Source organism: Actinomadura sp. WAC 06369 (genome assembly GCF_003947565.1).
GTDB classification, from domain to species: Bacteria; Actinomycetota; Actinomycetes; order Streptosporangiales; family Streptosporangiaceae; genus Spirillospora; species Spirillospora rifamycini.
This window is the reverse complement of the sequence record NZ_QHJN01000199.1, coordinates 1-13,401: the sequence shown is the minus strand read 5'-3', so window position 1 is coordinate 13,401 and position 13,401 is coordinate 1. Positions and strand designations below refer to the sequence as shown.

General features: G+C 74.2%; 14 protein-coding genes and 1 pseudogene. 10 read left to right on the top strand and 5 right to left on the bottom strand.

Annotated elements, in window-relative coordinates; genetic code table 11:
• From DMH08_RS34520 to DMH08_RS34490, 7 genes and pseudogenes are all read left to right on the top strand, one after another.
• Nucleotides 1-223, top strand: a pseudogene (locus DMH08_RS34520) (cell division protein FtsZ); the annotation flags it as partial.
• A gap of 5 nt (nt 224-228) precedes the next feature.
• The gene (gene pgeF / locus DMH08_RS34515; protein WP_125620273.1) at nt 229-1,005 is read left to right on the top strand and encodes a peptidoglycan editing factor PgeF; all 777 of its coding nucleotides are present in this window, start codon (nt 229-231) and stop codon (nt 1,003-1,005) included.
• On the top strand, nt 1,002-1,715 hold the full coding sequence (locus tag DMH08_RS34510; RefSeq protein ID WP_125620269.1) for a YggS family pyridoxal phosphate-dependent enzyme: 714 nt from the start codon (nt 1,002-1,004) through the stop codon (nt 1,713-1,715). The genes pgeF and DMH08_RS34510 overlap by 4 nt, the downstream gene beginning before the upstream one ends.
• Before the next feature lie 102 nt (nt 1,716-1,817).
• On the top strand, nt 1,818-2,348 hold the full coding sequence (locus tag DMH08_RS34505) for a cell division protein SepF (protein ID WP_125620267.1): 531 nt from the start codon (nt 1,818-1,820) through the stop codon (nt 2,346-2,348).
• A 21-nt stretch (nt 2,349-2,369) separates the two neighbouring features.
• Nucleotides 2,370-2,654 carry a YggT family protein gene (locus DMH08_RS34500; protein ID WP_026405840.1) on the top strand — a complete coding sequence of 95 codons (285 nt, stop codon included), beginning with the start codon at nt 2,370-2,372 and terminating at the stop codon, nt 2,652-2,654.
• Nucleotides 2,655-2,703: 49 nt separating this feature from the next.
• Nucleotides 2,704-3,636, top strand: coding sequence for a DivIVA domain-containing protein (locus DMH08_RS34495; protein WP_026405841.1), 933 nt, complete (start codon nt 2,704-2,706; stop codon nt 3,634-3,636).
• Nucleotides 3,637-3,779: 143 nt separating this feature from the next.
• Complete coding sequence (locus tag DMH08_RS34490) at nt 3,780-5,108, top strand: hypothetical protein (RefSeq protein ID WP_125620265.1); 1,329 nt, start codon at nt 3,780-3,782, stop codon at nt 5,106-5,108.
• Between the two features lie 42 nt (nt 5,109-5,150).
• Here DMH08_RS34490 and DMH08_RS34485 read toward each other — a convergent pair whose 3' ends face one another.
• Both DMH08_RS34485 and ileS read right to left on the bottom strand, forming a co-directional pair.
• Entirely contained in the window at nt 5,151-5,870 is a 720-nt protein-coding gene (locus DMH08_RS34485; protein WP_125620263.1) for a DUF1707 SHOCT-like domain-containing protein, read from the bottom strand.
• Between the two features lie 172 nt (nt 5,871-6,042).
• Nucleotides 6,043-9,222: an isoleucine--tRNA ligase gene (gene ileS, locus DMH08_RS34480; protein ID WP_125620261.1), complete on the bottom strand. Its 3,180-nt coding sequence runs from the start codon at nt 9,220-9,222 to the stop codon at nt 6,043-6,045.
• A gap of 658 nt (nt 9,223-9,880) precedes the next feature.
• Here ileS and DMH08_RS34475 point away from each other — a divergent pair.
• From DMH08_RS34475 to DMH08_RS34460, 3 genes are all read left to right on the top strand, one after another.
• Nucleotides 9,881-10,279 carry a TraR/DksA family transcriptional regulator gene (locus DMH08_RS34475; protein ID WP_233617986.1) on the top strand — a complete coding sequence of 133 codons (399 nt, stop codon included), beginning with the start codon at nt 9,881-9,883 and terminating at the stop codon, nt 10,277-10,279.
• Nucleotides 10,280-10,347: 68 nt separating this feature from the next.
• The gene (lspA, locus tag DMH08_RS34470; RefSeq protein ID WP_325052970.1) at nt 10,348-10,986 is read left to right on the top strand and encodes a signal peptidase II; all 639 of its coding nucleotides are present in this window, start codon (nt 10,348-10,350) and stop codon (nt 10,984-10,986) included.
• A complete protein-coding gene (locus DMH08_RS34460) occupies nt 10,986-11,918 on the top strand; it encodes an RluA family pseudouridine synthase (RefSeq protein ID WP_026405845.1) in 933 nt (310 codons plus the stop codon). The genes lspA and DMH08_RS34460 overlap by 1 nt, the downstream gene beginning before the upstream one ends.
• Nucleotides 11,919-11,924: 6 nt before the next feature.
• Here the strand turns inward: DMH08_RS34460 and DMH08_RS34455 are convergent, their stop codons facing one another.
• From DMH08_RS34455 to DMH08_RS34445, 3 genes are all read right to left on the bottom strand, one after another.
• Entirely contained in the window at nt 11,925-12,236 is a 312-nt protein-coding gene (locus DMH08_RS34455) for an AzlD domain-containing protein (RefSeq protein ID WP_026405846.1), read from the bottom strand.
• Nucleotides 12,233-12,949, bottom strand: coding sequence for an AzlC family ABC transporter permease (locus DMH08_RS34450; protein ID WP_425248280.1), 717 nt, complete (start codon nt 12,947-12,949; stop codon nt 12,233-12,235). Before DMH08_RS34450 ends, DMH08_RS34455 begins: the two co-directional genes overlap by 4 nt.
• Nucleotides 12,950-13,043: 94 nt before the next feature.
• A partial coding sequence (locus DMH08_RS34445; protein WP_325052969.1) for a chorismate mutase occupies nt 13,044-13,401 on the bottom strand: 358 nt, incomplete at its 5' end.

Genomic DNA, 13,401 nt, shown 5'->3' with positions numbered 1-13,401 from the left:
GCCGCGGACCGAGCCCGAGCGGCCCCAGCCGCCCGCGCCGCCCGCCGCCGACGACCAACCGGTCGCCGGCCGGCGGGGGGCTGTGCGCGGCCTCCTCGCGGGGCGCAGGCCGGCCGGCGAGAACGACGGCGGCCCCGCCGCCTCCGGCAAGCGCCCGCCGCGCCGCGTCGTGTTCGACGAGGAGGACGACCTCGACGTCCCCGACTTCCTGAAGGGACCGTGACCCCCATCCACGGCGACACCGCCCCCGACGGCTCCGGCTCCGCCGCCTTCGCCCTCGGCGACGGCGTCCGCGCGGCGTTCACCGGCCGCGCCGGAGGCGTGAGCGAAGCCCCCTTCGACTCCCTCAACCTCGGCGGCGCGGTCGGCGACGACCCCGCCGCCGTCCGCGGCAACCGGAAGCGGGCCGCCGCCCGCCTCGGCGTCGATCCCGCGCGCACCGTCTGGATGCGGCAGGTGCACGGCGCCGACGTCGCGTACGTCACCGCCCCCGAAGACCTCGCCGACACCCCCGTCGACGCGATCGTCACGACCGTCCCCGGCCTCGCCCTCGCGGTCCTGGTCGCCGACTGCGCCCCCGTCCTGCTGGCCGACCCCGCCGCCGGCGTCGTCGGCGCCGCGCACTCCGGCCGCCCCGGCACCGCCGCGGGCGTCGTCCCCGCGCTGCTGGACCGGATGCGCGAGCACGGCGCCGACCCGTCCCGGACGGCCGCCGCCATCGGCCCCGCCGCGTGCGGCGGGTGCTACGAGGTCCCGGCCGCGATGCGCGACGAGGTCGCCGCCGCCGTGCCCGCCGCGCGCGCCACCACGTCCCGCGGCACCCCCGGGCTCGACATCCGCGCGGGCATCGCCGCGCAGCTCGCCGCGGCGGGCGTCACCGACGTCCGGACCGACCCCCGCTGCACCATCGAGGACCCGGACCTCTTCTCCTACCGCCGCGACGGCCGCACCGGCCGGTTCGCCGGCTACGTCTGGCTGACCGAACGCGAGGAACGCCCCCAGTGACCCCCGACGAGCGCCGCGCCGAACTGGCCGACGCCCTCGCCGCCGTCCGCGCGCGGGTCGCCGCCGCCTGCGCCGCCGCGGGCCGCGCCGAGGACGAGATCACGCTGATCGCGGTGACGAAGACCTTCCCCGCGTCCGACGTGCGGCTGCTGGCCGGACTCGGCCTCACCGAAGTCGGCGAGAACCGCGACCAGGAGGCCCGCCCGAAGGCCGCCGACTGCGCCGACCTGCCCCTCACCTGGCACTTCGTCGGCCGCCTGCAGACGAACAAGGCCCGCGCCGTCGCGGGCTACGCCGACGTCGTCCACTCGGTGGACCGGGCCCGCCTCGTCCGCGCGCTGGCGGACGCCGCCGACCGCGCCGGCCGGACGCTGCGCTGCCTGGTGCAGGTCTCCCTGGACGAGGTCGAACGGCGGGAGGGGCGCGGCGGCGCCGCACCCGGGGACGTCCCGGGCCTCGCCGACGCGATCGCGGAGGCCCCCGGGCTGGACCTCGGCGGGGTGATGGCGGTCGCGCCGCTCGGCGCCGACCCGGCGCCCGCGTTCGACCGGCTCGCGGAGGTCGCGGCGGGGGTCCGCCGAAACCATCCGGGTGCTTCGATCGTTTCCGCGGGTATGAGCGGTGATCTGGAACAGGCGATCGCGTGCGGCGCGACACACCTCAGGATCGGTACGGCGTTGCTCGGCGGCCGACGGGCAATCGTCAGGTAATGTCCCCCCAGTGGGACCTGCCGGAACGCGGGCCACGCAGACGGACGGTCACCCGCGGCGACGGACGCGCCGGAGCCGCGGCCACAGGACACGGAGGGGCGTATGGCCAGCGCGATGCGCAAGATGGCGGTCTACCTCGGCCTGGTGGAGGACGACCGTTACGACGACGACAGGTACGACGAGTACGACGTCTACGACGATGAGACCGACCCCGGGGAGGGGCGCCGCCGCGAGGACGAATCCGGCGGTCAGCTTACCCGAGCCGAGGACGAACCGGACCGTGATCGGGAGCATCACGCCCCGTCCACCGTCGAGCGACGCTCCGTGGCGCTCTACGAGAGCGGTACCACCGACCTTGCGCGCATCACTACGCTGCACCCGAGGACCTACAACGAGGCGAGGACCATCGGGGAGCACTTCCGTGAGGGAACACCGGTGATCATGAACCTGACCGAGATGGTCGACAGCGACGCCAAGCGTCTCGTCGATTTCGCGGCGGGTCTCGTGTTCGGCCTGCACGGGAGCATCGAGCGTGTTACGAACAAGGTGTTCCTCCTGTCGCCCGCCAACGTGGAGGTGACGGCGGAGGACAAGGCCCGTATGGCAGAACGAGGGTTCTTCAACCAGAGCTGAGATCCAGATGCGAGAGTATCCGTGAACATCGTTTGGGCCGCGATCGAGGCCGTACTGATCCTCTTCCTCCTGCTGCTGATCGGGAGGTTGATCCTGGAGCTCCTGCAGCAGTTCGCCCGGCAGTGGCGGCCGACGGGGGTGGTGCTGGTGATCGCCGAGACGGTCTACACCGTCACCGACCCGCCGCTGAAGTTCCTGAGGCGTTACATTCCGCCGGTACGGCTGGGTAACGTGTCGCTGGACCTCAGCTTCACCGTCCTCTTCTTTGTGGTCTGGATCTTGATCATCTTCGTACCGGGGCTCTGATCGGATACCGTCCTTTGGGACAGACTCCAAGCGCGCCAAGGAGACGAACATGCCGCTGACACCCGCCGATGTGCGGAACAAGCAGTTCAGTACCACCAGGCTGAGGCCGGGGTACGACGAGGAGGAGGTGGACGCCTTCCTCGACGAGGTCGAGGCCGAGCTCGACCGCCTCATCCAGGAGAACGAGGAACTGCGGGCCAAGCTGGCCGAGTGCCTTCGCGGCAAGGTTCCCGCCATGGCCGCTCCCATCGTGGAGCCGAAGCCGGACGTCCAGAAGATCCCCGAGCCCCCCCGGCCCGAGCCGCAGCCGCCGGCGCCGCCCCAGCCGATGCAGCAGCAGCCCGAGCCCGAGCCCGCCCTCGGCGGCCTCGGCATGGCCGCCGCGCCGTCCGGCGGCGAGGACAACATGGACACCGCCGCCCGCGTGCTCGCGCTGGCGCAGCAGACCGCCGACCAGGCGATCGCGGACGCCCGCCGCGAGGCCGACGAGACGCTCGGCCGCGCCCGCCGCGAGGCGGAGGAGATCCTCGGCAAGGCCCGCCGGCAGGCCGACCAGATCGTCAGCGAGGCCCGCTCCCGCGCCGAGGCCCTCGACCGGGACGCCCAGGAGCGCCACCGCCAGGTCATGGGCTCGCTCGTGCAGCAGCGCGAGGAACTCGAGCGCGAGGTCGACAACCTCCGCGCGTTCGAGCGCGAGTACCGCAGCCGCCTGAAGGTGTACCTGGAGGGCCAGCTCCGCGACCTCGAGGCCGGCAGCACCGAGACCGGCGCGTTCGCGGCCGTCCCCGGCGCCCCCGGGCAGCCGCAGAACTCCGGTCCGCAGACCGGCCCGCAGAACGCCGTCCCGCAGGGCGAGAACCGCAACGGCGCGGCCCCCGGCGGCTTCCCGCCGCCGGCCGAGCACGGCCCGCAGCAGGTGCAGCACTCGGCGACCGGCGCGTTCCACTCCGGTGGGGACAACCCGCCGCACGAGAGGCGCTGACGCGGGCACCGCAGGCGATAGGGTCTTTCCGTCCGCCGCGCCGAGGATGGCACCGCCGCCATCCCGGCGGCGCCGCGGCGGGTCGATCACCGGGCCCTCGGGCGGCCCGGAGCCGAGCGGTCTGAACGAGGGGGAGAGACCCTGTGATCATCCTGAGTGGCGTGCTCGTGGTGGCGGCCATCGCCCTGCTCGTCGCGGGAATCGTCGCGGGCAACGGCGACAGCGCCCAGGTCTTCGGCCTGGACGCGCTGGTGGTGATCTACATCTCCATCGGCGTCAGCATCGTCTCCGCACTGTGCCTGGCCATCGGGGTGTTCCTGCGGCGCAAGGAGCTGTTCGGCCCGGGCGTCTCCACGGCGCCCGCGAAGAAGCGCAAGCCGCGCCGCGAGAAGCGCGCCAAGCCGGTTCCGGCCGCGACCGCCGCCGCCCCCGGGGCCGCCAAGCCCGCCGGGGCGCCGGAGCCGCACGACGACGCCGTCGAGATCCCGGCCCAGCCGGTCGACGTGCCCGACGACGCGCTGGTGTTCGTCGTCCGCGGCCGCAAGCGCTACCACCTGGACACCTGCCGCCAGCTCGCCGGTCGCGAGACCGAGGAGCTGACCTACGCGGAGGCCCGCGAGGAGGGCTTCAGCTCCTGCACCGCCTGCATGCCGGACACCGCACTGGCGGCGCGCGCCAAGACGGAGCCGAAGGCCGGCGGGGACAAGGAGCCGAAGCCCGGCCAGGGCAAGGAGCCGGTGAAGGCCGCGGAGCGGTCCGGCGCGGAGGAGAACGGCCTCGCGGGCCTCGCCCGCCCCGCCCCGACGTCGCTGGACGTGACCGCCGAACTGCCGCGCGACGACGCGGGGGAGAAGCCGAAGCGCACCCCCGCGGGCCCGACGCTGATGGACCTGCCCGTCGCCGACCTCGTCCAGGAGAAGCCCCGCGAGTCCGAGAAGCCCGCCGCGCGGGACCGGGCCGCCGAGGGCGAGCAGGACGGGCGTAAGAAGACCGGCCTCGAGAAGACCGGCCTCGAGAAGACCGGTAAGGCCGAGACGGCGGAGAGCGCGGCGCCGGAGCCGGCGAAGGACGACGCGAAGCCGGAGAAGGCGGAGACGCCGGAGAAGACGGAATCGCGGGCGAAGGCGGAGAAGGCGGCGGGTGAGGCGTCCCCGGCGGACGCCACCGCCGAACTCGACACGGCCGCTCCGCGTCCCCGTGGCGCCGGAGAGCCGGACGAGACCGCCGAGGTGCCGCGGCAGGCGTCCGAGCCCGCCGCCGAGGAGTCCGCCGCGGCGGAACCGGACGGCGACGACCCGCAGGTCCGCATCCTGAGCGGCACCAAGCGCTACCACCGCACCGACTGCGCCCTCATCGAGGACATCGGTGACGAGGCGGACGACCTGGAGGCGCTGTCCCGCACCGAGGCGAAGGCCCGCGGCTGCACGCCCTGCCTCGTCTGCCAGCCGGACCGCGAGCGCGCCCGCGACTGACGTCCGTCCCGCCGGCGTCCGCCCCGCCGCCGGCCGTCCCCGTCAGTGGTGGCGGCGGCGGTGGTGCTCGGTCAGCCGGTGGTGCCGCTCGGTGTGGCGGTCCATCGCCCGGCGGTGCCGCTCCTCCAGCCGGTCGCGCCGCGAGCCGGGCTCGTCGGCCTCCTTGCGCTCGACGGTGACGCCGGAGAGCAGGACCAGCCCGGTCAGCCGGACCACGGGGGCGTCCGCGTCGACGACGTCGTCCTCGGGCAGGGAGTTCCCGCCGAGGACGGCCGTGGTGGAGTCGACGACCCGCACCCCCGGCGGCACGGTGAGGGCCACGCCGCCCATGACCGCCGTGATGTTCAGCGTGACCTCGGAGGAGCTGAGGACGGCGCGGCGGAAGTCCAGTTCGATGCCGCCGAGCAGGGCGACGACCGTGGTGTGCTCCTTCACGAGCCAGCGCCCGGAGCGGGTCGCGCCCGACAGGACGGCCACGACGCTCCCCGGGTGCTCGGTGGGCGGCGCGGCCGGCGCGCCCTCCTTGCGGAGGTTGACGCGCGGGCCGGGCGCCGCACCCGAGGGCAGGTCGCTGAGAAGGGGCTCCAGGTCCGCGTAGGTCTTGGCGCGGTACGCGGCGTCGATGCGCTCGGCGTGCTCCTCGGCCGTGATCCGCCCCTCGGCCAGGGCCTCGCGGAGGCGGTCGGCGACCTCGTCGCGGTCGGCGTCGGACGCCCGCAGCCGTGCGGGGTCCTGTCCGGATGGGTGCTCGGGAAGGTTCACCCGTCCATCATGGCAAAACGCGATGCATCTCGAAAACCCGTGATGCGGCGCCGTCCCGTTCCGGCCGAAACTTACTTTGTCAAGGCGGTGGCCGGTGGGGCACCGCGGGGGTGGAGGGACGAGGAACGCGGGGGTTCCGGGAGGGGCCGTCCCGCCCCGGAACCCCCGCGGATCACACCGCCTTGCGGAGCCAGTAGCCGAGGCCCAGCTCGTCGTCGCGCCCGCCCTCGACGCCGTCGGGGCGGCCCTCGGCGACGGACGTGGCGAGGACCTCCACGGCCAGCTCGGCGCCGTGGGCGCGCAGCGCCTCGGCGAGGTCGGTGCCGGCGGCCTCCCACCACAGCTCGATCCGGTCGGTCACCTCGAGCCCGGCGGCCTTGCGGGCCTCCTGGACGAGCCGGACGGCCTCGCGCACGAGACCGGCGCGGCGCAGCTCGGGCGTGATCGTGAGGTCGAAGGCGATGGTCTCGCCCGCGGCGCTCTCCACCGCCCAGCCGCTGCGCGGCCGCTCGGTGACGATCACGTCGTCGGCCGTGAGGCGCACGGTGCCGAGGTCGGCGGCGTCCACCTCGGCGGCGCCGTCCTCGCGCAGGGACCGGACGAGCGCGGCGGCCTCGGCGGACGTGACGGCCTTGGCGACCTTCGGGGTGTCCTTGGCGTACCGCTTGCCGAGCTCGCGGAAGTTCGGCTTGACCTCGTACTCGACGAGGTCGCCGCCGATGGAGGAGAGCTCCTCGAACGCCTGGACGTTCAGCTCCTCGGCGATCTGGGCGCGCAGCTGCTCGGGCAGGGCGGCCCAGCCGGCCGCGCCGACGAGGGCGCGGCCGAGCGGCTGGCGGGTCCGGACGCCGCTCGCGGCGCGGGCGGACCGGCCGAGCTCGACGAGCCGCCGGACGAGCGCCATCTGCTCGGTGAGCACGGGGTCCAGGAGGTCCTCGCGGACGGCCGGGAACTCGGTGAGGTGCACCGACTCGGGCGCGTCGGCGGGCCGGACGACGTCCCACACGTGGTCGGTGACGAACGGGACCATCGGCGCCATGAGGCGGGTGAGGGTCTCCAGGCACTCGTACAGGGTCGCGAAGGCGGCGGCGCCGTCGGGCGTCTCGGGGCCCTCCCAGAACCGCTTGCGGGAGCGCCGCACGTACCAGTTGGACAGGTCGTCGACGAACTCGGCGAGGCGGCGCCCGGCGCGGGCGGTGTCGAACCGGTCGAGGGCGGCGTCGACCTCGCCGACGGTGCGGTGCAGTTCGGCGAGCGCCCACCGGTCGAGGAGCGGGCGGTCGGCCGGGTCGGGCGCCTCGCCCATCCGGTCGGGCGTCCAGGCCCGGCCCTGCGCCGCCGCGGCGTTCGCGTACAGGACGAAGAACGACGCGGTGTTCCAGTAGGTGAGGAGCACCTTGCGGACGATCTCCTCGAGCGCGCCGTGGCCGACCCGGCGGGACGCCCAGGGCAGGCCGTTGGCGAGCATGAACCAGCGGAGCGCGTCGGCGCCGTGCTCGTCCATGAGCGGGATCGGGCGGAGCACGTTGCCGAGGTGCTTGCTCATCTTGCGGCCGTCCTCGGCGAGGATCAGCCCGAGGCACAGGACGTTCTCGTAGGACGACCGGTCGAACACGAGCGTGCCGACGGCCATCAGGGAGTAGAACCAGCCGCGCGTCTGGTCCTGGGCCTCGCAGATGTACTGCGCGGGGTAGGACGCCTCGAAGACGTCCTTGTTGCGGTGGGGGGCGCCCCACTGGGCGAACGGCATCGAGCCGGAGTCGTACCAGGCGTCGATCACGTCGGGGACGCGGCGGGCCTCGGCGCCGCAGGACGGGCAGGGGAACACGACGTCGTCGACGTACGGGCGGTGCGGGTCGAGCGCGGACATGTCGGAGCCGGCGAGCTCGCCGAGTTCGGCGAGGGACTCGACGCAGGTGACGTGCTCCTCGTTCGCACCGCAGACCCACAGCGGCAGGGGGGTGCCCCAGTAGCGGCTGCGGGACAGTGACCAGTCGACGTTGTTGCGCAGCCATTCGCCGTAGCGGCCGTGCTTGACGGTCTCGGGGAACCAGTTCGTCTTCTCGTTCTCCTCGAGCAGCCGGTCCTTGATCTGCGTGGTGCGGATGTACCAGGCGGGGAGCGCGTAGTAGAGGAGCGGCGTGTGGCAGCGCCAGCAGTGCGGGTAGCTGTGCTCGAAGTGGCCGCCCCGGTAGAGGAGTTCGCGGGCGCGCAGATCGTCGGTGAGGGCCTCGTCGGCGTCCTTGAAGAACTTCCCGCCGACCAGGGGCACCTCGCGCAGGAACCGGCCGTCCGGCCCGATGGGGTTGACGATGGGCATGCCGTAGTTCTTGCAGACGGTCATGTCGTCCGCGCCGAACGCGGGCGCCTGGTGGACGAGCCCCGTGCCGTCCTCGACGGTGACGTAGTCGCCGAGGACGACGTAGTGGGCGTCCGGGATGTCGACGAGGTCGAACGGGCGCGCGTACGGGGTCCGTTCGAGTTCGGTGCCCCGGTAGGCGGCGAGCCGTTCGGCGCCCTCGCCGAGGACCTGCTCGACCAGGGGTTCGGCGACGACGAGGACCTCGTCGGACCCGGCGGGCCGCGCGGCGACGTAGGTGACGTCGGGGTGGACGGCGACGGCGGTGTTCGACACGAGCGTCCACGGCGTCGTCGTCCAGATGAGCAGGGCGGCGCCGAGGTCGGCGAGCGGGCCGGACGTCACCGGCATCCGCACGTACACCGACGGGCTGGTGACCTCCTCGTACCCGCCGGGCTGGCCGAGTTCGTGGTCGGACAGGCCGGTGCCGCAGCGCGGGCAGTACGGGGTGATGCGGAAGTCGCGGAACAGCAGGCCCTTGTCGAAGATCTGCTTGAGGGACCACCAGACGGCCTCGACGTACTGGGGGTCCATCGTGCGGTACGCCTGGGCCGTGTCGACCCAGAAGCCCATCCGCTCGGACATCTCCTCGAAGGCGTCGACGTGCCGCAGGACGGACTCGCGGCAGCGGGCGTTGAACTCCGCGACCCCGTACTCCTCGATGTCCTTCTTGCCGGTGAGGCCGAGTTCCTTCTCCACGGCGACCTCGACGGGCAGGCCGTGGCAGTCCCAGCCGGCCTTGCGGGGGACGTGGTAGCCCTTCATGGTGCGGTAGCGCGGGAAGACGTCCTTGAAGACCCGGGCTTCGACGTGGTGCACGCCGGGCATGCCGTTGGCGGTGGGCGGCCCCTCGTAGAACAGCCAGCGGGGGCCGGACGCGGTGCGCTCCAGCGACCGCTCGAAGACCTTGTTCTCCTGCCAGCGGCGCAGCATGTCCCGCTCGAGGGCGGGCAGATCGACCTGCGCGGGCAGTGGCCGGAAACCTCGGCTCACGGTGGCGGACCTCCGGATCGACGTGAAAACGAGCCTGCACGTGTCCGGAGGGACGAGACGCGCGCCCGGATCGTCCGGACGGGCCCCGCGGTACCACCCTCCTTGACCGCGCCGGGACGGCGCGGACCGCTTCGTTCGAGCCGCGGCGACCGGGTCTACTGGGCCCCGTGCGGTCGGGGCGGTTCTTCCGGAGGGCTCCGGGGTGATCAGACCGCCGTGCCGGCCCCCGGGCTCGCACCGTCCCCGGGTCGCTCATGGCTGCGTGCGGCGGCAGGTGTCCCCATCATCGCCTGCTGCGGCTGCGTGTCCCCGACTTTAACGCACCGGGGGGCCGTCCTCTTCCGGTTATCGGCGGGACGGCCGTTCGTCCGCCATGGTTCCTTTCCGAGGATTCGGTGATCCCTGGGGTTTCCGGAAACTCGGGCGAGGGGCATAAGCGGTCGGTAACGATCCGAGGTCGTCGTCGACCTTGCCCGTGAAGGGGGACACCATGCCCGGACTGCCCACCGAGGCGATCAGCGTGACGGAGGCCGGCGCGGCGGCCGGGACGGGCGAGACCCGCACCGGGGCGGCGACGAAGACGAAACCGGCGGCGAAACCGGCGGCCCGGCCGCGGGGCGCCGGGAAGGCGCGGCGGGGCGCGGGGGCGCGCAGCGCGGTGCCGGACGCCGCGGGCCTGCCGGTCCGCGAGGGGGAGGAGCTCTGGACGCCGGACGAGCTGGCGGAGGTGCGGGCCGGGCTGGAGGAGCAGATCACGGAGTTGCGCGCCGACATCGCCACGTCGGCGAGCCAGATCGCCGAGGGCGACCCCAGCGAGGGCGCCGGCGACGACCAGGCCGACGCGGGCGCGAAGACGTACGCGCGCGAGCACGAGCTGGCCCTCGCGTACAATTCGCAGGACCTGCTCGCGCAGAGCGAGCGGGCCGTCCAGCGGATGGACGCCGGCACGTACGGCATCTGCGAGGTCTGCGGTGAACCGATCGGCAAGGCGCGACTTCAGGTGTTCCCCCGTGCGACCCTGTGTGTGACATGCAAACAACGCGAGGAACGTCGCTGAGCGACTCAACGAACCCAGAGGGCGGGGCCGGGGAATCCACGGGATCTCCTCGGCCGCGCCGTGTCGGCGTGCTGGCCGTGGTGGCCGTCCTGGCGCTCGCCGCCGACATCGTGACCAAGATCGTCGTGGTGGCGACGCTCCAGAACGAGGAGCCGATCCGGCTGCTCGGCGGGCTGCTCACGCTGCGCGAGACCCGCAACAGCGGCGCCGCGTTCTCGATCGGCACCGGCTACACGATCGTCTTCACCCTGATCGCGTCCGGGGTGGTCGTGGCGATCATCTGGACGGGGCGCAACCTGCGGAGCCTGCCGTGGGCGGTCTGCCTCGGCCTGATGCTCGGCGGCGCGCTGGGCAACCTGGTGGACCGGGTGTTCCGTGCGCCCGCGCCGCTGGAGGGCCACGTCGTCGACTGGATCCAGGTGCCGAACTGGCCGGTGTTCAACCTGGCCGACTCGGCGGTGGTCTGCGGCGGCGTCCTGGCCGTGATCCTGGCGGCGCGCGGCCTCCAGCTGGACGGCACCCGCATCACCGGCGACAAGGACGGCGAGGGCGGCGCCGCCGCGGCGGCCGAGCCCGCGAAGCCGAAGCCGTCCGATGCGAAGCCGACCGATGCGAAGCCGTCCGACGTGAAGCCGTCGGACGCGGAGCCGACCGACGCGGAGCCCGCGGAGGAGCGGGACGCGCGGACGCCGGGGGACGAGTCCTGATGGGCGAGACGCGCAGCCTCCACGTCCCGGACGGGCTGGAGGGGGAGCGGGCCGACGCGGCGCTGTCGCGGCTGTTCGGGCTGTCCCGGGGCCGGGCCGCCGACATCATCGCCGCGGGCGACGTCCTGCTGGACGGGCGCGCGCTGGAGACCAAGTCCGAGCGCCTGCAGGCGGGGACGTGGCTGGAGGTGACGCTGCCGCCGCCGCCCGCGCCGCCCGCGCCCGTCGCCGAGCCGGTCCCGGGGATGGGCATCCTGTTCGAGGACGACGACATCGTCGTGATCGACAAGCCGATCGGCGTCGCGGCGCACCCCACGACCGGCTGGACGGGCCCGACCGTCCTCGGCGGGCTGCTCGGCGCCGGGCACACGATCGCGACGAGCGGCGCGTCCGAGCGGCAGGGCATCGTGCACCGGCTGGACGCCAACACCACGGGCGCGATGGTGGTGGCCAAGAGCGAGAGCGCCTACTCGCACCTCAAGCGCGCGTTCCGCGACCGCCGCGTCGACAAGCGGTACCGGGCGCTCGTCCAGGGCCATCCGGACCCGTTCCGCGGGACGGTCGACGCGCCGATCGACCGGCACCCGTCGGGCGACGGGCGGTTCGCGGTGGTGGCGGGCGGGAAGCCGTCGGTGACGCACTACGACACGGTCGAGGCGTTCCGGGCGGCGACGCTGCTCGACATCGGGCTGGAGACGGGCCGCACGCACCAGATCCGGGTGCACATGTCGGCGATCAAGCACCCGTGCGCGGGCGACCACCTCTACGGGGCCGACCCGACGCTGGCGGCGCGCCTGGGGCTCACGCGGCAGTGGCTGCACGCCGCGCGGCTCGGGTTCGAGCATCCCGCGACGGGCCAGTGGGTCGAGTTCGAGAGCCCCTACCCGGACGACCTCGCGCGCGCGCTCGAGATCGTCGAGTCGGAGTCCTGAGCGGGCTCACGCCCCCAGCAGCCGGAGCCCGGCGGTGGTCGCGGCCGCGATGCCCAGCACCACCAGGAACGGGGCGCGCAGCAGCAGCGCCGCGACCGCCGCGCCGAGCCCGGCGATCCGGGCCGGGTCGAACTCCAGGGACCGCCCGTCGGCGAACGCCTGCACGGCGATCAGCGCGGTCAGCAGCGCGACCGGGACGAGTTCGGTGAACCGCCGCACGCGCGGGTCGTCCAGCACGGACTGCGGCGCGACGAGCCCGGCGAACTTCAGCGCGTAGCAGCCGAGCGCGGTGGCGAGGACCGCGATCCAGACGCTCATGCGGACTCCTCCCGGCGGAGCAGGGCGGGCAGGACCGCCACGGCGGCGAGCATGACGGGCACCCCGGGCGGCAGCAGCGGCGTCGTCGCGAGCGCGACGGCGGCGGCCGCGAGCGCCACCCGGGCCTCGGTGCGCCCGGCGGTGAGGCGCGGCCACAGCAGCGCCAGGAACGCCGCCGGTCCGAGCACGTCCAGGCCGAGGGCGTCCGGGTCGCCGATCCGCCCGGCGCCGACCGCGCCGGCCAGCGTGGTGAGGTTCCAGGCGACGTAGATGGTGATCGCCGTCGTGTAGAAGCCGGCGCGGGCGGACGCCTTGTCCGGCTGGGCGGTCGCGACGGCGGTGGTCTCGTCGATGACGACGTGCGCGGTGAGCGGCAGCCGCGCGCCGCGCACGTCGAGCGTCCGTGCGAGCCGCAGCCCGTAGAGGGCGTTGCGGCCGCCGAGCAGCACCGCGCCGAGGGATCCGGCGACGAGGCCGCCGCCCCCGCCGATGACGCCGATCAGCGCGAACTGGGACGCGCCGGTGAACGCCAGCAGGCTCAGCACGCACGCCTGCGCGACGGTCAGGCCCGCGGTGACGGCCGCGGCGCCGAACGCCAGGCCGGACACGCCGACGGCGACGCCCACGCCCAGGCCGTCCCGGATCGCCGCGGAGCGCGCGTCGCCGGACGGGGCCGCGGCGTCGCCGTCCCTCCGGGTGTTCGCCATGGTCATGCCTCCGACGTTAGGCGGGGCCGCGCGGGGCGTATTGAACGTTCTTGCGGCCTTCTCGCTCGGTGCTTCCGTGCGGCGCCCGTCACACGTCCGGTCATGTGCGGGACGCCTCGACCGCGTCGAGTCCGGCCTCGATGACGGCGGTCATGATCCGGGCGAGCCGTTCGGCGCCCAGCGACGGCGCGTGCTCGGCCATCGCCGCGGCGATGGCGCGCTCGCGCTCGGGGTCCCGTCCGGCGAACCCGCCGACGGGCTTGAGCCGCTGGACGACGCCCGCGACGGCGACGCGGCGCTCCAGCAGCGCGGCGAGCGCGGCGTCGATCCCGTCGATGGCGGCCCGCGCGTCCCCGACGGTCGTGAGTCCCGCCACGTCGGGCAGGACGACCCGCACCACGTCCGCACCGTCGCCCGCGCCGGTCGGGGCGGGGACGCCGGGCGGTGCGGTCGCGGGG

What these genes read in the sequence shown, in the direction of transcription:
- DMH08_RS34455 (WP_026405846.1), bottom strand. Translation starts at nt 12,236, where the DNA reads ATGAGCGTCTGGATCGCGGTCCTCGCCACCGCGCTCGGCTGCTACGCG.
- DMH08_RS34460 (WP_026405845.1), top strand. Translation starts at nt 10,986, where the DNA reads ATGGGCGAGACGCGCAGCCTCCACGTCCCGGACGGGCTGGAGGGGGAG.
- DMH08_RS34450 (WP_425248280.1), bottom strand. Translation starts at nt 12,949, where the DNA reads ATGACCATGGCGAACACCCGGAGGGACGGCGACGCCGCGGCCCCGTCC.
- DMH08_RS34505 (WP_125620267.1), top strand. Translation starts at nt 1,818, where the DNA reads ATGGCCAGCGCGATGCGCAAGATGGCGGTCTACCTCGGCCTGGTGGAG.
- DMH08_RS34495 (WP_026405841.1), top strand. Translation starts at nt 2,704, where the DNA reads ATGCCGCTGACACCCGCCGATGTGCGGAACAAGCAGTTCAGTACCACC.